Origin of the sequence: Mycobacterium sp. 852013-51886_SCH5428379, assembly GCF_001665575.1 — a bacterium.
Classification (GTDB): domain Bacteria; phylum Actinomycetota; class Actinomycetes; order Mycobacteriales; family Mycobacteriaceae; genus Mycobacterium.
This window is the reverse complement of sequence record NZ_LZSU01000037.1, coordinates 1-18,993: the sequence shown is the minus strand read 5'-3', so window position 1 is coordinate 18,993 and position 18,993 is coordinate 1. Positions and strand designations below refer to the sequence as shown.

Here is an 18,993-nt window from a genome sequence, read left to right as displayed (position 1 = left end):
GCCGGTCTCGCACCGCCTGACCGTCACGGCGTTGATGCTGCTGACCTTCGCCACAGGACTGGTCGACGCTGTCAGCATCCTGGTCCTCGGCCACGTCTTCGTCGCGAACATGACCGGCAACGTGATCTTCCTGGGGTTCTGGTTCGTCGACAGCACCGTCGTCGACCGGACCGCGGCGGTGATCGCGTTCCTGGCCTTCCTGGCCGGCACCGTGCTCGGCGGGCGGCTCGCCCGTCACCTCGACAGCCGGGTGCGGCGCTGGCTGGCCGTCGCCCTCGGCTTCGAAGTCGTTCTGCTGGTGGCGCTTTCGATTCTGGCCGGCACCGGCGTCCTCGATTATCGGGACGATGGCAAGCTCATCCTGATCGCCGGGCTGGCGGTGGTGTTCGGCGTGCAGAACGCGACCGCGCGCACGTTCGGCATCCAGGAGCTCAGCACGACGGTGCTGACCCAGACGATCGTGGGCATCGGCTTCGACAGCCGGCTCGCCGGAGGAACGGGCCGGCGCGAGAAGTTGCGCTACGGCGTGGTGCTGACGATGCTCGCGGGCGCGGTGGTGGGTGCCACGATGACCCGGGTGACGGTCGCGCCGGTCATCGCGCTGGCCGCGGTGGTCGTGGCGACAGCCGCCGCGATCTTCACACTGGGTCCGGCGGCCGACGCAGCGTCCTCGCGTTGAGACTGCTGTCAGATCACGGAAATCGCCGAGAACACGATCTGTGCGCAGTATCAACGCGGCTAGGGTGGGTTATGCCGACAGTTCTGGTCACCGGCGCCTCCCGTGGAATCGGTCGCGCCATCATCGCCCACCTCGCCGCGCAGGGCTGGGACGTCATCGCGGGGGTGCGCAACGACCGCGATGCCGCTGAAGCATCGGCTCTCGACGAGCGCATCACGCCGGTGCTCCTCGACGTCACCGATCCCGACCAGGTGGCCGCGCTGCCCACGCTGCTGCCGGCGACGCTGGACGCCGTCGTCAACAACGCCGGGATCGCCGTCGCCGGTCCGGTCGAGACCGTCAGCCCGGACGACTGGCGAAAGCAGTTCGAGGTCAACGTGTTCGGGCAGATCGCCGTCACGCAGGCGGTACTGCCCAAGCTCCGGCAGTCGCGTGGGCGGGTGATCTTCGTGTCCAGTCTCAACGGGCAGATCGCGATGCCGCTGCTCGGGGCCTACAGCGCCTCGAAGTTCGCGCTCGAGGCGTGCGCCGATGCGCTGCGGGTCGAGGTGCGGCCGTGGGGGATAGCGGTCGTCGTCGTCGAGCCGGCGCAGACCGACACCGACATGTGGCGCGGCGCCGACGACATGGTCCGCGAGACCGAGGCGGCGATGCCGGCACATCAGCGCGATCTCTACGCGCGCCATCTCGCCGGGATGAAGAAGTTCGTCCCCGCCGCACGCAAACTCGCGGTGCCGACCGAGAAAGTGGTGGCGGTGGTCGACCGGGCGCTCACCGCCAACCGGCCGCGCGCACGGTACGCCGTCGGCGTCGGGCCGAAGGCGCAACTGGCCCTGATGACCAATGTGCCGACTGCGGTGCGCGATCGGGTGCTCGCCACCATGACGCGGATACCCCGTCAACTCTGACGTGACCGCATTCGTCAAACGCCGTCCGGACGCCCCGCCGGGGTTCTTCGCCTGTGAGGCAGCCGGACTGCGCTGGCTCGCGGTTCCCGACGGGGTGCCCTGCGTCCGGGTGCTCGACGTCGACGCGTCCGCACTGACACTCGAACGCCTGCAATCGGTTTCGCCCACCCCCATCGAAGCGCGCACCTTCGGTACGCGGCTGGCGGTGACCCACGCCGCCGGCGCCGCGGCGTTCGGCGCCGCGCCCGGCGGCTGGACCGGGCCCGGGTTCTTCGGACCACTGAGCAATCCGCTGCCGATGTCGCTCACCGGCCACGACGCGTGGGGTGAGTTCTACGCCCGGGAGCGGATCGGGCCGATGGGGGAGCGGGCGCGTCTGCAGCTGAGCAACCAGGCGCGGGCGGATCTCGACACCGTCATCGGCCGTTGTGCGACAGGCGATTACGACGACGGCAGCCCGCCCGCCCGGCTGCACGGCGATCTGTGGAGCGGCAACGTCATGTGGACCGCGGACGGTGTGGTGTTGATCGACCCCGCGGCGCACGGCGGCCACCACGAGACGGATCTGGCCATGCTCGCCCTGTTCGGCTGTCCCTTCCTCGACGACGTGATCGCGGGATACGAACAGGTGCAGCCACTCCGGCCCGGGTGGCGGCAGCGCACGGCGCTGCACCAGCTGTATCCGCTGCTCGCCCATGTCGCGTTGTTCGGCAGCGGCTACGTCGGACAGACCGAACGCGCACTTACCGCGGCGATCAGGGCATCACCTGGCGGGTGACTTCGGCGAGCACCGGCGCCGTCAGCTCCGCGTACTCACCGGTGATGTGGTTGTCGTCGCGGTACACCAGTGTGTTCCCGACGATCACCGGGCACACGGCCTCGGTGCAGAACAGATCGGTCAGCTCGGCGTACCGACCGCCCGCTGCCGCGACGGTCGCCGATTCCGCCGTCACGCCACCGGCGTCGACGGCGACATTGCGGGCCGGGGTGCACGCACCCACGTCGTCGATGTGTCCGGACAGGCAGATGGGCACCGTCGACTGCGGATCCGGCGCCGGGCCGAGCACCAGCACTGTCGCCCCGGTCGCCCGCAACCGAATCACCAACCGCGACAGGCCGTCCAGCCACGCCGGATCGTAGGTGGTGAAGCCGAAGTCCCCGCCGTAGCGGCGGGACATGTCGACCACGATCAGCTGCGGCCGTTGCGCTTCGAGCCGGGTCAGCGCATCCGTACGCCACTGCTCGCACTCGGTGTACGTCCGGCCGAGATAGGGGCTGCGGATCGGTAGCTCCATCAACGGGCAGGTCACCTTGGCCATCGTCTCGAGTCGCCAATGGTTCTGCTGGGCAACGATTTCCAGGGACGGCTGCCACATGGCGGCGTGCGAGTCGCCGACCAGCGCCACCCGCTCCGGGCCGTTCTCGTCCCCGGACACGCACTGCGGTTGGTCGACCTCCCGCCACGACAGCACGCACCCGTTGAGGAAGATCTCGGGTTTGCCGACCCCGCCCAGCGACGGATCGAGGTTCGCCGGAACAGCCCGCAGTGCGGCGGCCGCGGCCACCGCGGCGCGGACCTGATCGCGGGCGGTCGGCGCGGGCGGCGGCGTGACGTCCTGCGGGGTGGCGGCGACGGACGGCGCCGTCAATGCCACCGGAACCGCCGGGGTGCCGTCGCCGGTCGGCACGGGCCGTACGGTCAGCAGCACGATCGCCGCGCACACCGCGGTCGCGGTGGCCACCCCGCCCACCGCGAGGCTGCGCAGCGCCGAACCCCGCAGCGCGGCGGCGAACCGCGCCGGGTTCTCGACCAGGTGCAGCGTCAGGATCGCCAGTCCCAGTGAGATGACGACCAGCGCGAGCCGGCTCGCCAATCCGAGATCGGTGCCGAGCACCACCGGAGCCAGGGTCAGCACCGGCCAGTGCCACAGGTACCACGAGTAGGACACCCGCCCGGTCGCGGTGCACAGCGGCTTCGACAGCAGCCGACCCACACCGAGATTCGGTGTCGCGCAACCGGCGACGATCACCAGCGCCGTACCCACGACGGGCAGCAGCGCGGCAGTGCCGGGGAACGGCGTCGCCGACGAGTACCGCACGCACGCGACGACGACCATGATCAGCCCGGCCCATCCGACCAGGGCGGCGACAACCGGCGGCAGCCGGCGCCACCACCCCGCCGACAACGCGATCAGCCCACCCAGCGCCAGCTCCCAGGCCCGGCTCGGCAGCGAGAAGAACGCCCACGACGGCCAGCTCTGCGTCCACGCCAGCGAGATGGCCAGGGATCCGCCCGCGACCGCCAACAGCACCACCGCGTACGGCAGCACCGACCGCGCGGCCGCCGGACCGAAGCGCCGTCCGATCAGCAAAGCGGTGCCGACGATCAGCGCGGGCCAGACGAGATAGAACTGCTCCTCGACACCGAGAGACCAATAGTGTTGCAGCGGGGAGGGATCGGTGGCGGCCAGATAGTCGGTACCGGTGACGGCGAAGCGGTAGTTGCCGGCGTAGAGCGCGCCGGCGACGGCGTCCCACAGCGTGGCCCGCGCCTGCAGTGGCGGGAGCAGCACCACCGCGCCGATCGCGGTGGCGATCAGCACCAGGGCCGCGGCCGGCAGCAGTCGTCGGGCCCGGGCGGCGTAGAACGCGCCCAGGCGAACCCCTCCGGACGCGACCTCCCGCCACAGCAGCCCGGTGATGAGGAACCCCGAGATCACGAAGAACACGTCGACGCCGACGAATCCGCCGCCCAGTCCGGGGACCCCGGCGTGGTACAGCACGACCGCCACCACCGCGACCGCGCGCAGCCCCTCGATGTCGGTGCGGAACCGTTTACGCAGCGGCGGTCGACCGCTCACGGGCGCGCCGCGTCGGAGGCCGGGCCGGGAAGGGTTCGTCACACTGGTCACTTGGGAACCGATGGTCCCACGGCTGCGGCGCCGAACCCGGTATTGACCGACGTCGGACGGGGCGAGTCAGTTGAAGGCGAGCCAACTGGGCAGTGCGCGTTCCTTCGAGTTGCACAGCACCGCCCGGGTGTCGCAGTTGCCACGCGGTGACCCGGCACCACTCCACATGCCGCCGGTGTCGCGGCGCAGCACGATCGCAGACGACCCGCCGCCGTCGAGCAGCACGGCATGGTCGGCGCCGAGTCCGCGGAACAGATCCTGCATGTTGTCGGGGGTGTAGTTGCCGCCCTCGAAGACGTAGAGCTGGTCGCTGCTGCTGTTGTAGCCGATGGCCGTACGGGCAGCGCTCGGTCCGGGGTCGTTCATCTGGTCGGTGTCACCGGGCGCCAGCAGCCCCAGCCCGGCCACGGCGACGAAGCGCGCTCCCGCGTCCACCAACTTGATGATCTCCGGGCCGCCGGCGTCGTAGTCCTGCTCGTGCTTGGGCATCACCACATAGGGCGCCCCGCCGACGGGCAGGATCATCGTCGCCAGTGCCGCCCACCGCTCGTCGCCGCCGGACAGACCCTGTTTACCGGCGTAGGGGATGGTTCCGGTGACCGGGACGTTGGCCCTGCCCTGGCCGCGGGTGTTGTCGACGTAGGCGCCCAGCGGTGAACTGCAGCCGGTGTCGCGCCAGGACCCGCCCTGCTGACCGCGCACGTCGAAGAAGTTGGCGTTGATGGCGATGACCGGCTGGCCGAGCGCCTGCCATGCCTGCAGCGGGGTGTATGTCTCCGCCGCCTGCCGCAGGCCCTCGCTGGTGCGGGCGCGGGGATCGCGTTCGCAGCGGGCCTGATAGCCCTGGTGGGTGTCGACGAGCAGACGCGGGTTGAGCCGTCCCGAAGCGTTCTTGACCGTCATCAGATGGCCGCCGTTGTTCATCGTGTACTCACGGCCGTCGGCGGCGCGGAACGGCGCGGCGAACTCGCCGCCGAAGTTGTAGACGAGATAGGAGCCCTTGGTGTTCGCGATGGCCCCGAGCAGTAGCGCCTTCGCGTCGCTGGCGTGTGCCACCGGCGCTGCCAACGTGCCCAGCGCGGCGCTCAGCGCGACGGCGACCACACCCGCCGTGCACCGCTGGAACAGCTTTGCCGAGAACCGCACAGTCCAACGATATTCACACCCGTCACTCTGTCAACTTCCGTAACACCCAGGTCACGGGGTGGCTGCGGGGTGGTTGCACTTCCGGCATCAGGTTTGCCGGATCTGCGTGAGGGGGGTCGCGAACGGGAACACCGGTTGTCGTCGGCGTCACTCGGGCGCCGCGACGATGGGAAGAGCACAGCAATGGGAACAATCATCGTGGCGCTCGTGGTGGGGGCAATCCTCGGTGCCTTGGCACGGTTGATCATGCCGGGCAAACAGAACATCGGCGTCATCATCACCGTGGTACTCGGGGCGGTTGGCGCACTCCTCGGCTCCTGGATCTCCAATGAGATGTTCGGCACCGGCGACAAGATGTTCTCGCCTATCCCATTCCTGATCGGACTGGTTGTGGCGGTCATCCTGATCGCGATCTACGTGGGCGTCACGGGCCGGCGCGGCACCCGGCCAGGAACCAACGTCCGCTGAGCGGCTACCGCGGCGGTGCGAGGCGGTAGACCGCTCCCGCGTCGTCGTCGGTGATGTACACGGCGCCGTCGGGGCCGGCCACCGCATCGACCGGCCGGCCCCAACGGGAGCCGTCCCCCGACTGGAACCCGCCGACCAGCGTCTGCTGATCGCCGAGATCGCCACCGCTGTAGGGATAGAACGAGACCTCGGGCGCGCGTGGTGGTTGTGCGTTCCAGGATCCGTGGATTCCGACGAGAGCGCCCTGCGTGTACGGGGCGGGTAGTGACCCGTCCACGAAACTGAGCCCCAGCGGGGCGGAGTGCGCACCGAAGCTCTGCTCGACCGGAGACAGCGCCGCGCAGTCCATCTTCGACCCGTCGGCGTTGGTCTGCACATCCCGGATGAATCCGAGATCGCCGGTGCCGCCGGACGCACCCTGGTCGATGTTGCAGTAGGGCCAGCCCAACTCCCGGCCGGGCGTCAGCTTGGGGAGTTGCTCGGGTGGATGGTCGGCGACGTATTCGGGGTCGACCCGGCCGGTGGCCGGATTCAGCACGTTGTCCCGTCCGTTGACCGCCGTCCACACCGCACCGTCGGGGGCGACGGCCAGACCCGTGCCGTTCCGGACGCCGGTGGCGAACGGTTCGGCAGGGCCGCCGCCCGCCGGCACCCGCATGATCGTGGCGCGCGGCGGGGTGGCGTCGCGGTCCTCGGCGGAGATGTTTCCCGTGGAACCAATGGAGAAGTAGACCGCGCCGTCCGGGCCGACCACCACGCTCTTGAGCGCATGGGCGTAGGCGCCGCGCAGGTCGGGGCTCTTGGCATCGGGCAGACCGGCGGCCACCGTACGACGGTTGATCGCAGCACCGTCGACATAGTCGTAGGCGTCGATCTGATCGCTCTCGGCGATGTAGAGAGTGGCCCCGGAGAACGCCATGCCGTGCGGCTGGTCGAGGCCCTCGAGAAACGTGCTCTCCCGGGGCGGCTCGCCACCGGGTTCCAGTTTCACGATCCGGCCGGACTCCGGTACCGAAACCAGCAGCGCACCGTCGGGCGTCCACCGGGCCAACCGCGCCTCCGGCACCCGAGCCCACACCGACAGCGACCAGCCCGCGGGGATCAGCGCTTCGCGGGGTTCGTCGAACGGAGCGTCGGCCAGTGCCGGCGGGACGGCGACCGGCGCCGCCGCCAGTCCCGTGGAAGCCGGCGCAGACGAGGACGCGGCCGTGGTGGACTCGGGCGCCGGAGCCGGTTGCGGGTCCGACGAACACGCCGCCGCAACGAATGCGGCGCTCACGGCGACGCCGATCCGCCTACACGTCACCGAGACTCGCATGCATCTCCCAGACCAGGATCTCCGACGGCGCGACGGCGGTGACGCGCTGGCCGCCGGAGGCGGTGAACCGGACGGCGTCGCCGGCGCCGAGTGCGCCCGCCCCTTCAAGCGTCACCTCACCGCGCGGGACGAAGAGGTGCAGATACCGCGCCTGCGGCAGTTCGACGGTGTCGCCGGGTTGCAGCCGTGCGCCGTGCAGCGCGGCGAACCTGTTGCGGATCGTGATCGCGGTGTCGTCGGCGTGTTCCGGCATCCCCGAGGCGATCGTGACGAGCTTGCCGCGCAGCAGCTCGTCGTCGATCTCGAGCTGCTGATAACCGGGGGTGACACCGGATTCGTCTGGCAGCACCCACATCTGGACGAAGTGCACCGGTTCGGAGTGCATGGGATCGCCGGTCAGCGTCCACGAGTCGTTCTTCTCGGAGTGCAGGATTCCGCGGCCTGCCGACATGCGTTGGGCCAGACCGGGATAGATGACACCGGAGTGACCGGTGGAGTCCTGGTGCACCAGCGAGCCACGCAGCACCCAGGTGACGATCTCCATATCGCGGTGCGGGTGGGTGTCAAAACCGGCAGCCGCTGCGACCCGGTCGTCGTTGTTGACCAGCAGCAGGCCGTGGTGGGTGTTCGCCGGGTCGTAGTGGTCGGCGAAGGAGAACGAGTGTTTGGAGTCCAGCCACGAGATCGTGGTCTTCGCGCGGTCTCCTGCGCGCCGGACGTCGACGGTCTCCGCTACGGCCATGGTCATCACCCCTCGAGGTCCTGCGCCAGCCTAGGTGGCGGCACTGGACGCGACAACATTGATGATGTGTCATGTATTCCGTGTGGTTGTCAGAGGAGGAGCAGCGGATCTGGCGCAGTTACCTGGCGATGGTGTCGGCGCTGGACAGGGCGATGAACCGGCAGCTGCAGGCCGACTGCGGACTGTCCCGCAGCGACTATGACGTGTTGGTGACCCTCGCCGAGGGTGGGCCGCTGCGCATGAATGCCCTCGGTGAGGTGCTGGGCTGGGAGCAGAGCCGGCTGTCGCACCAACTGCGCCGGATGCGCGACCGCGGCCTGGTGAACCGGTCCGGCGCTGCCGAGGATCGCAGGGGTGCGACGGTCTCGCTCGCCGCGGCCGGACGGGCGGCGCTGCGCAAGGCGGCGCCGGGACACGCCGCGCTGGTGCACGGGCTGGTCTTCGAGGCGATGACCGCCGCGGAGCGGGAGACGTTCGGCGCGGTCGTCGAGGGGGTGCTGCAACGCGCGCTCTCGGCCCCGTGACGGTATTAGGCTGCCGCGATGAGCACACCCCCGACCAGGCCTCGCGCGTTGCGGGCCGTCGTCATCTCCTGCCTGGCGGTGGCGCTGCTGATGGCGGGCAGTCTCGCGCTCTACGCCTCCAGCCGGCACTGGTCGGAGGAGGCCACCCTCATCGGGGACATCGACAACCCGGACCGGGTCGACATCGTCATGTGGATCAACCGCGTCGACACCTCCGCGTCGACGGTGTCCGTGAGCGTCATCGAGGTCGACGCCTACGGGCGGTTCGCCGACGACCAGGGCAACCTGAACCTGCCCACCCGGCTGACGTCGAGCTCGCTGGTCAACCCCTCCGTACCGCTGCCGCAGAACGACTCCACCCCGGTCATCGAGCAGCGGTTCGGGGTCGGTGGCACGCCGACCGACTACCCCTTCGACCGGTACACCACGACGATGGCGTTCAACGTCGTCACCGACGACGGCACCGTGTTGCCGACGTCGGCCACCGTCGCCAACACCGACTCGTTCTTCTGGATCACGCCGACGCTCAACACCGACTACGGCGACGGCCTCGACGTCGACCTGCTGATGAAGCGCAGCACCCCCACGGTGGTGTTCGCCGTCTTCGTCATGATCCTCATGCTCGGCCTGGCGGCCGCAGCCGTCACGGCGTCCTACTACGCGCTGCGGTGGCGGCGCGGTCTGGTGCTGCCGGCATGTTCGATGATGGCGGCGATCCTGTTCGCCCTGATCCCGTTGCGCAACGCGGTGCCCGGCGGCCCGCCGATCGGCTCGCTGATCGACTTCGCGTCGTTCTTCATCGCCGAGGCGGTCATCTCGATCTCTCTGATCACCAGCGTGGTGCTGGGCTATCGCCACGACATCGCGTTCGAGCGCGCCGAGGCTGAGCGCGCCGGCCTGACCATCGACGAGTATGCGATCGGCCGCAAACCCTGAGCTGTCGAGCGCTACACGCGGTCGGGCAGGCCGAAGGCCGCGAAGTCCGTGGCGTGGAAGGCCACCACGTGCGCGATACCGGCGGCCGTCACGTCGAGTACGTGCAGCTGGAAGGGATCGTGTACTCCGGTCTCGCGATTGCGCATGTACACGGCGGCGGCGGGCTGACCGTTCGCGGCGGTGGGCAGCAACCGCATGTCCCCGGGGAGCTCCGCGGGACAGTGCGTCTTGGACAGCAGCACGATGTTCTCGGGGCCGGTGTACCAGCCGTCGAACGGCGGCATCTCCCAGACCGCGTCTGCGGTGAACAGCTCGACGAGCTGATCCATGTCGTAGGTCTCCCACGCGGTGACGTACCGGGCCAGCAGGTCCTGCGCCTCGGGGGAGTCCGGTGGGGCAAGCGCGTCGTCCTCGCTCGGGCCGATCTCGTCGAGCTGGGCTCGGGCCCGCTGCAGCAGGCTGTTCACCGCCGCGGTCGACGTTCCGACGGCCTCGGCCACCTCGGCGGCCTTCCACTGCAGCACCTCACGCAGCACCAGCACCGCCCGCTGCCGCGGCGGGAGATGCTGTAGCGCCGCGACGAACGCCAGCCGCACCGAATCGCGGGAGCCCACGATGGCCGATGGATCCGAGGCATCGTCCGGCAGCGGTTGCAGCCAGGGGACCTCCGGACGCTGGTGGATGTCGTCGACCGGATCGGAACTCGGTGTGCCCAGACCGGACGGCAGCGGCCTGCGCGCGCGGCCCTCCAGCGCGGTGAGCGAGGTGTTGGTGGCGATCCGGTAGAGCCAGGTGCGCACCGACGAATTGCCCTGAAAGCCCTTGTAGGACTTCCACGCCCGTAGATAGGTCTCCTGTACGAGATCCTCGGCGTCGTGCAGCGATCCGGTCATCCGGTAGCAGTGCGCGAGCAACTCCCGCCGGTACTGCTGGGCATCGGCGAGGAAGGCGTCTTCGGCACTGCCGTCATCGGTGTTCGCGGCCAGGACGGTCACGTCTCCCGAGCTTACGCAGCAGCCCGACACGGTGCATCTGACAATTCGGGGCCACCGGATAGTCTCCCGGGCATGGCCAGCACCCGCACCGAGCGAAGCTTCGACGGCGTCGGCGGTGTCCGCATCGTCTACGACACGTGGACGCCGGACACCACACCGCGCGGCGTCGTCGTCCTCGCCCACGGCTACGCCGAGCACGCCCGCCGCTACGACCACGTCGCGCAGCGGTTCGGCGCGGCCGGACTGGTGATGTACGCACTCGACCACCGCGGGCACGGCCGCTCCGGCGGTAAACGGGTTTACCTGCGGGACATGTCCGAGTACACCGCCGACTTCCACCGGCTGGTCACGATCGCCGGCGAGGAACACGCGGGGCTGCCGAAGATCGTCGTCGGCCATTCGATGGGTGGCGGGGTGGTGTTCGCCTACGGCGTCGAACACCCCGCCGACTACACCGCGATGGTGCTGTCCGGACCCGCGGTGTACGCGCAGTCGGGGGTCAAGCCGTGGCTGGTGAGGGTGGCCAAAATCCTGGGCCGGATCGCCCCCGGCGTCCCGGTCGAACAACTCGACGCCGACGCGGTGTCCCGCGATCCGGAGGTGGTGGCGGCGTACAAGGCCGACCCGCTGGTCTACCAGGGCAAGCTGCCCGCGGGTGTCGCGCGCGGACTGTTCACCGTGGGGGAGTCGATGCCCCGGCGAGCCGCCGCGTTGACCGCACCGCTGTTGGTCGTGCACGGCGAGAAGGACTCGCTGATCCCGGTGGAAGGCAGTCACCGGCTGGTCGAATGCGTGGGCAGTTCCGATGTCCGCCTCAAGGTCTATCCCGGGCTGTTCCACGAGGTGTTCAACGAACCCGAACAGGCGCTGGTACTCGACGACGTCACGGCGTGGATCGAGGTCCGGCTGTGAGAAGCCCGGCCATCAAAGCTCTTGTGGCAGTAATGCTCTCATGCCTGCTGCTGATCGGCGGGTGTTCGTCGGAGGAATCGCAGCCGGCGGCGGCCGACTGGACCGAGGACGAGGTCACGTTCACCGCTGATGGGCTGACCATCTACGGCACCTACCGGCACCGCCCGGACACCACGGGACCCGCCGCCCTGCTGATCTCGGAGAGCGGGCAGACCGACCGCAACGGCGACAACGCGGTCGCGGGTCCGGTCGGCAACATGCGCCAGCTCGCCGAACTGCTCTCGGGTCACGACGTGGCGTCGCTGCGCTACGACAAGGTCGGTACCGGACGCACCGGCATCGGCCCGTACGCCGCGCGACCGGCGGATGTGGGTAGCGCGGTGTACACGACGGGCGCGGCCGCCGCGCTGCGCTTCCTGGCCGACCAGCCGGGCACCGAGAGGGACCGGGTCTCGATCTACGCGGTGGGGGAGGGCGCGGTCCACGCGATGACGCTGGCCGCTGCGACCACCCCGGACGCGCCGAAGGTGCACTCCCTGGGGCTGCTGCAGCCGCTGCCCGGCCGCTATCTGGACATCGTCACCGACCGGGTGCGCGGACAGGCCTCGCCGGAGGTGCTTGCGCAGTGGCTGGCCGCCGTCGACCAGATTCGCACCGCGGGCACCGTGCCGGCACAGCTTCCCGAAGGGCTCAGCGCGATCGTCAATCCCGGCAACGTCAAGGCCGTCATCGAAGCCGACCGGATCGATCCGCTGGCACTGGCCGCCGACCTGCCCGCGGGCACGCCGGTACTGCTGACGTGCTCGGACGCCGACGGCCAGGCCCGCTGCGAGGCGCTGCGCCCGCTGATCCAGGCGCTGAAGCACACCGCGCTGACCGTCGTCGAACTCGACGGAGTGAGCCACGTGCTGCGCGACGATCCGACCGACAACGTCGCCAACTACGCCAACGGTGATCCGCTTTCTCCACAGGTCGTCTCGGCGATCGATGGATTTGTCGGGAAGTAGCCATAATCTGGCCCACATGAGCGACGACAAGATGCTGGCGCGGATCGCGGCTCTGCTGCGCCAGGCCGAGGGCACCGACAACCCGCACGAGGCCGAGGCGTTCATGGCCGCCGCACAGCGGTTGGCCACCGCGACCTCGATCGATCTGGCGGTGGCCCGCTCACACTCCGCGCAGCGGGGCAAGGCGCAAGAACCCGTGCAACGCACCATCACCATCGGTGAGGCCGGCACCCGTGGCCTGCGCACCTACGTCCAGCTGCTGGTGGTGATCGCCGCGGCCAACGACGTGAAGTGCGATGTCGCCTCGAATTCGACGTTCGTCTACGCCTACGGCTTCGCCGAGGACATCGACGCCAGCCACGCGCTCTACGCCAGCCTGGTGACCCAGATGGTCAAGGCGTCCGAGGCCTACATCGCCACCGGCGCGCACCGGCCGACGCCGACCATCACTGCGCGGCTGAACTTCCAGCTGGCGTTCGGCGCCCGCATCGGGCAGCGGCTCAGCGAAGCCCGCGACGAGGAGCGCGCTGCCGCCACCAAGGATCGCGATCGTCGTCCGGGCACTGCAATTGCGTTGCGCGACAAGGATCTCGAGCTCAAGGACTTCTACCGGCAGGCTTCGCAGGCGCGCGGCACCTGGCGGGCCACCAGCGCGACGGCGGGCTACTCGTCGGCGGCGCGGCGCGCCGGTGACCGGGCGGGCAGGCGGGCACGACTGGGGATGGGTCCGGAGTTGGCCGGCGCCCGGCACGCGCTGGAGACGTGACCCCGCGCGATACCCAGCGCGCGCAGGTCTACGGCGCGGAGCAGTTCGTGCGCACGCTGTTCGACCGGGCCGCGCAGCACGGCAACCAGGTGGTCGAGTTCTTCGGCGCACAGCTGACGCTGCCGCCGGAGGCGCGGTTCGCGTCGGTGGCGTCGGTGCAGCGCTACGTCGACGACGTACTCGCCCACCCGACGATCCGGTCCCACTGGCCCGGCGCCGGACCGCTGAGCGTCCGGGCCCGCCGCGGGGTGACGGCCGCGCACTACGAGCGCACCGACGACCGCGCCGTGATCGCGGTGCCCGAGAAGCGGACGACGTGGGCCCTGCGGGAGCTCGTGGTGCTGCACGAGATCGCCCATCACCTCTGCCGGGCCGAACCCGCCCACGGACCGGCGTTCGCCACCACGATGTGCGAGCTGGCCGAGGCCGTGATGGCGCCGGAGGCGGCGCATGTGCTGCGGGTGGTGTACGCGAAGGAGGGGGTCCGGCTGGGTTAGCGTTCATGGCGTGAGTGAGCCGGATCCGCAGGCGGTCGATGAGTTGTTCGGCGAGCTGCTGCACACCGAGGACGAAGCGTTGGTAGCCGCCAGACAATCGGCCTCGGCGGCCGGGATGCCGCCGATCGAGGTGTCCGCGCAGCACGGCAGGCTGCTCGCGCTGCTGGCCACGATGATCCATGCGCGCCGCGTCCTGGAGATCGGCACGCTGGCCGGCTACAGCACCATCAACCTCGCCCGCGGCGCCGGACCCGATGGACACGTCGTCACCCTCGAGTTCGAACCCCGGCACGCCGAGGTGGCCCGCGAGAACCTGGCCCGCGCCGGCGTCGCCGACCGGGTCGAGGTGCTCGTCGGTGCGGCGCTCGACACCCTGCCCACGCTGCAGGGTGGCGAACCGTTCGACCTGGTGTTCATCGACGCCGACAAGGAGAACAACATCGCCTACGTCGAATGGGCCATCGCGCTCGGCCGGCCGGGCACCGCGATCGTCGTCGACAACGTCACCCGGATGGGGCGGATCTACGATCCGGCGCCCGATGACGTGCAGGCCCGCGCGGTGCGCGAAATGCTCGAACTGATGGGTGACCATCCGCGGTTGTCCACGGCCGCGATCCAGACCGTCGGCACCAAGAACTGGGACGGCTTCGCGGTCGCCGTCATCACCTAACGCGGTCACGTAGTCCGTTTAGCGGCCGTGCCGCTCGGGCATCGCAACGCACATGGGTGTCGAGGTGAGCGGTGGCTCGGTGGTCGTCAGCCGCGTGGTCCGGGCTGCGCCGTCGGCGGTATGGGCGGTTCTGACCGATCTGCGGGCCTGGCCGAAGTGGGGTCCGACCGTCGCCGGGGCCGAACTCGACGGGGCCGGATCCGGGGCCGGCGAACTCGCCCTCGGCGCCCGCGGCAAGGTTTTCACGCCCGTCGGTGTGCCGCTGCCGTTCACCATCACGGAGTTCGAGCCCGGTCGGCGCTGGGCGTGGCGGGTGGCGGGGATTCCCGCGACCGCCCACGGCGTCGAACCGGTCGGCGACGGGACCCGGGTCTACATGTCGGCGCCGCTGCCCGCCGCGCCGTACGTCCCGGTGCTGGCGATCGCGTTGCGGCGCATCGACCGGATGACCAGCTGACCTCAGCCGGTCCAGTCCGCAGCGACGTCGCGCAGTGCGGCGACGATCGCCGCCTCGTTCGCCCGGAACCGTTCGGTGGGTGCCGGCACGGAGATCGCGACCATCTGACCGTCCGCCGTCCGACCGGCGACGCCGGCCGCCGAGATACCGACGGTGTGTTCATCGCGATCGAAAGCGATTCCTGTGCGGCGGATCTCGGGAAGTTCGGTGCGCAGCTTCGCCACGGTCGCCTCGTCGAGACCGGCCATCAACGAGTCGGCCGCCGCTTCCTCGAGCCGGGCCAGTGCCGCCTTGCCGTTGGCGGTGTCGCCCAGCGGGAAGCGCACCCCGACCGCCGACACCGCGCGCAGCCGGTGCGCGGACTCGACCTGGTCGATGAACCACATCTGCCGGCCGCGCAGCACCGACAGATCGACGGTCTCACCGGTTCGCGCCGCCAGCTGCTCGAGCGCCGGGCGGAAGCGTGCGGCGAGTCCCGCGCTGTCGGCGCTGGTGAGTGCGAGCAGCCGGGTGCCCAACAGGTAGCGGCCTTGCTCGTCGACGGCGGCGAGGCCGACGTCGGTCAGCCCGACCATCAACCGGCGCACCGTCGACTTGGCCAGCCCCAGCCGCGCCTCCAGGTCCACCAGCCGCAGCCGGCCCGGCTCGGTGGCGATCTCGTCGAGCGCGGCCGCCGCGCGGCGTAACACCTGGATGCCCTCGTCACGGGCGCTTCGTCCAGTTCGTTGATTCTTGTCCGAGGGCGTCACCCCGTCACTATATTGATCCGCACAATGAATCCGACAAATTCACTATGCGAATCAGGGAGAGACCATGACTGCTGTAGTCGCTCTGCCGAGCGACCGACATTTCCGTCGCGGCGAGCCCGGTTACGAAGAGGCCCGCCGCGCGACGGTGTGGAACGCCCGTACGCCGCAGCGTTATCCGGATGTGGTGGTACAGGCCGCCGACGCCGATGACGTCGTCGCGACCATCCGCTATGCCAAGGCGCACGGTCACCAGGTGGGCATCCGCTCCGGTGGGCACAGTTGGGCGGGCAATCATGTGCGCGACGGCGGCGTGCTGCTCGACGTCAGCCGGTTGGATCACTGCACCGTCGACCGGGACCGGATGGTGGCCGTCGTGGGTCCGGGCAAAGGCGGCAGCGTACTCGCCACGGAGCTGGCCGCTGACGGCGTGTTCTTCCCCGCCGGGCACTGCAGGGGAGTGCGGATCGGCGGGTACCTGCTGCAGGGCGGTTACGGCTGGAACAGCCGCGTCCTCGGGCCGGCGTGCGAGAGCGTCCTCGGTCTCGACGTCGTCACCGCCGACGGCGACCGGCTCTACGTCGACGCCGAGCACCACCCCGATCTCTACTGGGCGGCCCGCGGCGCCGGACCCGGATTCTTCGCGGTGGTGACTGCATTCCACCTCCGGCTGCATCCCAATCCGCCCGTCTGCGGCAGCAGCCTGTACGTCTACCCGCTCGACTACGCCGAGGACATCTTCACCTGGGCACGCGCCGTCAGCGCCGAGGTCGACCGCCGCGTCGAACTCCAGATCGCCACGTCGAAGTCGGTGCCGGGCGCCGGTCTGGACACCCCCGGCATTGTGTTCGCCTCACCGGTCTTCGCGGACTCCGAAGCCGACGCGCGCGACGCGCTGGCGCTGCTCGACTCGTGTCCTGCGCGCGAAAAGGCGGTATTGGCAGCGCCTTTCGCTCCGACTGACCTGCCCACCTGGTACGACGGCATCATGAGCAACTACCCGGACGGTCACCGGTACGCCGCCGACAACATGTGGACGTCGGCATCGGCGGAGGATCTGATGCCCGGTATCCACCGAATCCTCGAGACGTTGCCGCCCCATCCGTCGCACTTCCTGTGGCTGAACTGGGGCCCGTCGCCGCAGCGGCAGGACATGGCCTACAGCCTCGAGGACGAGATCTATCTGGCGCTCTACTCGGTGTGGCAGGACGACACCGACGACGACCGCTACGCGGACTGGCCGCGATCCAACATGGCTGCCATGGCGCATCTGGCCACCGGGATCCAGCTCGCCGACGAGAATCTCGCGCAACGGCCCGCCCGGTTCGCCACCGACGATGCCATGGCGCGATTGGACAGGGTCCGCGCCGATTACGACCCCGACGGGCGGTTCCACGCCTGGATGGGCCGGCCCTGATGTCGGCTTACCTCGGCTACCGCGGCGACGACGCCGACACCGCGTGGGCATCGTTCTTCGACCGGCAGATGGCGCCGCTGCCGGCCCATGTGGTCACCGCGTTGCAGCACGGTCCGCAGGCCGATCAGACACTGCTCGGATTCGATGACGCCGCAGACCTTCTCGACGCCGGGTACCAGCAGACCGAGAACGGATTCGGACATCTGCGCGGTGGCGGTTTCAGCGTGGCGGTGCGCACGGACATGCCCGGCGTCACCCCTGCGATGTGGGACTGGTGGTTCGGCTGGCACGGCAGTCAGACCACCCGCTACAAACTGTGGCATCCGCGTGCCCACGCCTCGGCGCGGTGGGCGGACGGTGGCGGTGACGGCCGTTGGGTCGGTCGCACCTCTCTGATCGAGGAGTACCTCGGGTCGGCCTACGCCAAGGCCGCGATCCGGTTCGTCGAACCGTCGGTGCTGGGTCTGGATGCCGGATGCCTCGGCGAGGACGTCGCGGTGTGTGCGCGACTGGGGTCGAGCGAGACACCGGTCGACATCGGCTGGTTCGTCCACCATGTGCGAGCCACCACCGGCGGTGCGGAGATGCGGTCGAGGTTCTGGATGGGTGGCCCGTACATCGGTGTGCGGACCTCAACTCGCCTGGCCGACAACGTCGTCCGCCCGGTCGCCGCGCGCCGGCTGCCGGAGCCGCGTGATCTGCTCGTGCACTGTGCGCAGGAGATGAATCACCTGGCCGGCTTCCTGCCCGCGCTGTACGCGAGATTCGGCTGAGTGCGGACTCACCAGAGCGACAGGCCCCACTGAGCCAGCACGGGGGCCACCATCGTCGCGTGCACGATGCGGCCGGACAGGTCGTCGGTGTGGGCGTACAGGATCCCCACGGCCGCCACGGTTCCCTCGGGATTGCGGGCGTAGACCGGCGCGCCGGAATCACCGAGATCGTCCCACGCCCGGAACGACACCTGGGTGTCGGTGACGGCGGTGACCGGCCCGCATGACAGACCCGTGCGTGCACCGGATTTGCACAGCTGCGGATTCTCGCGGCGGACGTCGTCGGCCGTCATCACCCGGGTGACCCGCATCGCGTCCACGTCGGGAACCACGGGCACCGAACTGCCGACCAGATCGACCAACCCCGCGTCGCGGACGCCGGGCTGCACTTCCGATCGAATGTAGCGCCCGATAACCCTGTCGCCCATGGGAGTTCGTTGCAGGACGGTGTCGTTGGCCGGGTCCCGTCGGCAGTGCCCGGCCGTGAGCATCGCGGGTGCGCCGGCGGGGGTGCGGACGGTGAAGCCGGACGTGCACTGGAAGGGCTGGCCGTTGGGGGCCAGGATCGTACTCAACAGATACGCGCCCGGGCTGGCCACCGGATACTCGCCGAAGGCGTGCGCAGCGGATGGTTGGGACCAGGTCAGCAGGGCGATCAGCGCCGCAGCGGCGCCGGCGGCGGATTTCAGTCGATCAATCATCGACGCGACTTGTACCCGGAGCAGCGGTTCCTACACGGCATGCCTCATCTTCCGTCACCGCGAGCATGCTCGGGGGCGATTCGGATTTTTGTCGGACCCCTCTGCTTTGATGGTGATATGTCCTCAGCGGCAGCGTCTTTGGTCAGTCGGGTCAGCCCGAAAGACCGCCTCGAGGTGCTGTTCGACGAGTTCGCCGAGCTGTCCGGGCAGCGCAACGCGATCGACGGACGGCTGATCGACATCATCGCCGAGATCGACCGCGACGAGCTGTGGGGGATGACCGGCGCCCGCTCCATGGAGGCGCTGGTGGCCTGGAAAACCGGCGTCACCCCCCGCAACGCGGAGGTCATGGTCACCGTCGCCCGCCGCGCCGAAGAGTTTCCGCGCTGCACCCAAGCGCTGCGCGAGGGGCGGCTGTC

General features: G+C 69.8%; 22 protein-coding genes. 15 read left to right on the top strand and 7 right to left on the bottom strand.

The features are described 5' to 3' along the window. The first annotated feature begins 34 nt into the window (after positions 1–34). The 3 genes from A5757_RS16310 to A5757_RS16300 all read left to right on the top strand — a co-directional run bounded on the left by A5757_RS16310 (position 35) and on the right by A5757_RS16300 (position 2,365). Complete coding sequence (locus tag A5757_RS16310; protein ID WP_066836132.1) at positions 35–679, top strand: YoaK family protein; 645 nt, start codon at positions 35–37, stop codon at positions 677–679. 71 nt (positions 680–750) lie between these two features. Next, positions 751–1,587: an SDR family oxidoreductase gene (locus tag A5757_RS16305; RefSeq protein WP_066835960.1), complete on the top strand. Its 837-nt coding sequence runs from the start codon at positions 751–753 to the stop codon at positions 1,585–1,587. 1 nt (position 1,588) lies between these two features. After that, positions 1,589–2,365 (top strand): fructosamine kinase family protein, encoded by a 777-nt coding sequence (locus A5757_RS16300; protein ID WP_066835959.1) that lies wholly within the window; start codon positions 1,589–1,591, stop codon positions 2,363–2,365. Here A5757_RS16300 and A5757_RS16295 read toward each other — a convergent pair. Continuing rightward, on the bottom strand, positions 2,343–4,499 hold the full coding sequence (locus tag A5757_RS16295) for an acyltransferase family protein (protein ID WP_066835957.1): 2,157 nt from the start codon (positions 4,497–4,499) through the stop codon (positions 2,343–2,345). The genes A5757_RS16300 and A5757_RS16295 overlap by 23 nt on opposite strands. A gap of 66 nt (positions 4,500–4,565) precedes the next feature. After that, a complete protein-coding gene (locus A5757_RS16290) occupies positions 4,566–5,645 on the bottom strand; it encodes a phosphodiester glycosidase family protein (protein WP_156618461.1) in 1,080 nt (359 codons plus the stop codon). A 183-nt stretch (positions 5,646–5,828) separates the two neighbouring features. Between A5757_RS16290 and A5757_RS16285 the strand changes: the two genes are divergently transcribed. Continuing rightward, positions 5,829–6,113, top strand: a complete 285-nt coding sequence (locus tag A5757_RS16285) for a GlsB/YeaQ/YmgE family stress response membrane protein (RefSeq protein WP_066835955.1) — start codon at positions 5,829–5,831, stop codon at positions 6,111–6,113. A gap of 4 nt (positions 6,114–6,117) precedes the next feature. Here A5757_RS16285 and A5757_RS16280 read toward each other — a convergent pair whose 3' ends face one another. Further along, on the bottom strand, positions 6,118–7,431 hold the full coding sequence (locus A5757_RS16280; protein ID WP_066835953.1) for a sorbosone dehydrogenase family protein: 1,314 nt from the start codon (positions 7,429–7,431) through the stop codon (positions 6,118–6,120). Further along, the gene (locus A5757_RS16275; RefSeq protein ID WP_082929514.1) at positions 7,409–8,173 is read right to left on the bottom strand and encodes a pirin family protein; all 765 of its coding nucleotides are present in this window, start codon (positions 8,171–8,173) and stop codon (positions 7,409–7,411) included. Before A5757_RS16275 ends, A5757_RS16280 begins: the two co-directional genes overlap by 23 nt. Positions 8,174–8,244: 71 nt before the next feature. Between A5757_RS16275 and A5757_RS16270 the strand changes: the two genes are divergently transcribed. Together A5757_RS16270 and A5757_RS16265 are read left to right on the top strand one after the other, a co-directional pair. Beyond that, on the top strand, positions 8,245–8,697 hold the full coding sequence (locus tag A5757_RS16270) for a MarR family winged helix-turn-helix transcriptional regulator (protein WP_066835949.1): 453 nt from the start codon (positions 8,245–8,247) through the stop codon (positions 8,695–8,697). 18 nt (positions 8,698–8,715) lie between these two features. Next, entirely contained in the window at positions 8,716–9,633 is a 918-nt protein-coding gene (locus A5757_RS16265) for a DUF4436 family protein (protein ID WP_066835947.1), read from the top strand. An 11-nt stretch (positions 9,634–9,644) separates the two neighbouring features. Here A5757_RS16265 and A5757_RS16260 read toward each other — a convergent pair whose 3' ends face one another. Beyond that, positions 9,645–10,628 carry a sigma-70 family RNA polymerase sigma factor gene (locus A5757_RS16260; protein WP_231984018.1) on the bottom strand — a complete coding sequence of 328 codons (984 nt, stop codon included), beginning with the start codon at positions 10,626–10,628 and terminating at the stop codon, positions 9,645–9,647. Positions 10,629–10,700: 72 nt separating this feature from the next. On the opposite strand from A5757_RS16260, the gene A5757_RS16255 reads away from it, so the two are divergent. The 6 genes from A5757_RS16255 to A5757_RS16230 are packed head-to-tail and all read left to right on the top strand — an operon-like array spanning position 10,701 to position 14,937. Continuing rightward, positions 10,701–11,540: an alpha/beta hydrolase gene (locus A5757_RS16255; RefSeq protein WP_066835939.1), complete on the top strand. Its 840-nt coding sequence runs from the start codon at positions 10,701–10,703 to the stop codon at positions 11,538–11,540. A gap of 32 nt (positions 11,541–11,572) precedes the next feature. Next, positions 11,573–12,547: a hypothetical protein gene (locus tag A5757_RS16250; protein ID WP_369815960.1), complete on the top strand. Its 975-nt coding sequence runs from the start codon at positions 11,573–11,575 to the stop codon at positions 12,545–12,547. Between the two features lie 16 nt (positions 12,548–12,563). Further along, positions 12,564–13,313 (top strand): DUF2786 domain-containing protein, encoded by a 750-nt coding sequence (locus A5757_RS16245; protein WP_066835937.1) that lies wholly within the window; start codon positions 12,564–12,566, stop codon positions 13,311–13,313. Next, positions 13,310–13,810: a TIGR04338 family metallohydrolase gene (locus tag A5757_RS16240; RefSeq protein ID WP_066835936.1), complete on the top strand. Its 501-nt coding sequence runs from the start codon at positions 13,310–13,312 to the stop codon at positions 13,808–13,810. Before A5757_RS16245 ends, A5757_RS16240 begins: the two co-directional genes overlap by 4 nt. 10 nt (positions 13,811–13,820) lie before the next feature. Next, entirely contained in the window at positions 13,821–14,480 is a 660-nt protein-coding gene (locus A5757_RS16235; RefSeq protein WP_066835934.1) for an O-methyltransferase, read from the top strand. Positions 14,481–14,532: 52 nt separating this feature from the next. Continuing rightward, the gene (locus tag A5757_RS16230; RefSeq protein ID WP_066835932.1) at positions 14,533–14,937 is read left to right on the top strand and encodes an SRPBCC family protein; all 405 of its coding nucleotides are present in this window, start codon (positions 14,533–14,535) and stop codon (positions 14,935–14,937) included. Between the two features lie 2 nt (positions 14,938–14,939). Here the strand turns inward: A5757_RS16230 and A5757_RS16225 are convergent, their stop codons facing one another. Then, complete coding sequence (locus A5757_RS16225) at positions 14,940–15,686, bottom strand: IclR family transcriptional regulator (RefSeq protein ID WP_066835930.1); 747 nt, start codon at positions 15,684–15,686, stop codon at positions 14,940–14,942. Positions 15,687–15,750: 64 nt separating this feature from the next. Here A5757_RS16225 and A5757_RS16220 point away from each other — a divergent pair, with 64 nt between their 5' ends. Then, complete coding sequence (locus tag A5757_RS16220; RefSeq protein ID WP_066835928.1) at positions 15,751–17,100, top strand: FAD-binding oxidoreductase; 1,350 nt, start codon at positions 15,751–15,753, stop codon at positions 17,098–17,100. After that, positions 17,100–17,873: a DAPG hydrolase family protein gene (locus A5757_RS16215; protein ID WP_066835926.1), complete on the top strand. Its 774-nt coding sequence runs from the start codon at positions 17,100–17,102 to the stop codon at positions 17,871–17,873. The genes A5757_RS16220 and A5757_RS16215 overlap by 1 nt, the downstream gene beginning before the upstream one ends. 8 nt (positions 17,874–17,881) lie before the next feature. Here the strand turns inward: A5757_RS16215 and A5757_RS16210 are convergent, their stop codons facing one another. Beyond that, positions 17,882–18,574, bottom strand: coding sequence for a hypothetical protein (locus tag A5757_RS16210; protein ID WP_066835925.1), 693 nt, complete (start codon positions 18,572–18,574; stop codon positions 17,882–17,884). A 117-nt stretch (positions 18,575–18,691) separates the two neighbouring features. Between A5757_RS16210 and A5757_RS16205 the strand changes: the two genes are divergently transcribed. Next, the coding region (locus tag A5757_RS16205) for a DUF222 domain-containing protein (protein ID WP_156618459.1) at positions 18,692–18,993 on the top strand (302 nt) is incomplete at its 3' end.

Bases quoted from the DNA above. Each gene is read 5' to 3' on its own strand.
- A5757_RS16310 (WP_066836132.1), top strand. From the start codon at position 35: ATGCTGCTGACCTTCGCCACAGGACTGGTCGACGCTGTCAGCATCCTG.
- A5757_RS16305 (WP_066835960.1), top strand. From the start codon at position 751: ATGCCGACAGTTCTGGTCACCGGCGCCTCCCGTGGAATCGGTCGCGCC.
- A5757_RS16285 (WP_066835955.1), top strand. From the start codon at position 5,829: ATGGGAACAATCATCGTGGCGCTCGTGGTGGGGGCAATCCTCGGTGCC.
- A5757_RS16280 (WP_066835953.1), bottom strand. From the start codon at position 7,431: ATGCGAGTCTCGGTGACGTGTAGGCGGATCGGCGTCGCCGTGAGCGCC.
- A5757_RS16275 (WP_082929514.1), bottom strand. From the start codon at position 8,173: ATGGCCGTAGCGGAGACCGTCGACGTCCGGCGCGCAGGAGACCGCGCG.
- A5757_RS16270 (WP_066835949.1), top strand. From the start codon at position 8,245: ATGTATTCCGTGTGGTTGTCAGAGGAGGAGCAGCGGATCTGGCGCAGT.
- A5757_RS16265 (WP_066835947.1), top strand. From the start codon at position 8,716: ATGAGCACACCCCCGACCAGGCCTCGCGCGTTGCGGGCCGTCGTCATC.
- A5757_RS16255 (WP_066835939.1), top strand. From the start codon at position 10,701: ATGGCCAGCACCCGCACCGAGCGAAGCTTCGACGGCGTCGGCGGTGTC.
- A5757_RS16250 (WP_369815960.1), top strand. From the start codon at position 11,573: ATGCTCTCATGCCTGCTGCTGATCGGCGGGTGTTCGTCGGAGGAATCG.
- A5757_RS16245 (WP_066835937.1), top strand. From the start codon at position 12,564: ATGAGCGACGACAAGATGCTGGCGCGGATCGCGGCTCTGCTGCGCCAG.
- A5757_RS16230 (WP_066835932.1), top strand. From the start codon at position 14,533: ATGGGTGTCGAGGTGAGCGGTGGCTCGGTGGTCGTCAGCCGCGTGGTC.
- A5757_RS16220 (WP_066835928.1), top strand. From the start codon at position 15,751: ATGACTGCTGTAGTCGCTCTGCCGAGCGACCGACATTTCCGTCGCGGC.
- A5757_RS16215 (WP_066835926.1), top strand. From the start codon at position 17,100: ATGTCGGCTTACCTCGGCTACCGCGGCGACGACGCCGACACCGCGTGG.
- A5757_RS16210 (WP_066835925.1), bottom strand. From the start codon at position 18,574: ATGATTGATCGACTGAAATCCGCCGCCGGCGCCGCTGCGGCGCTGATC.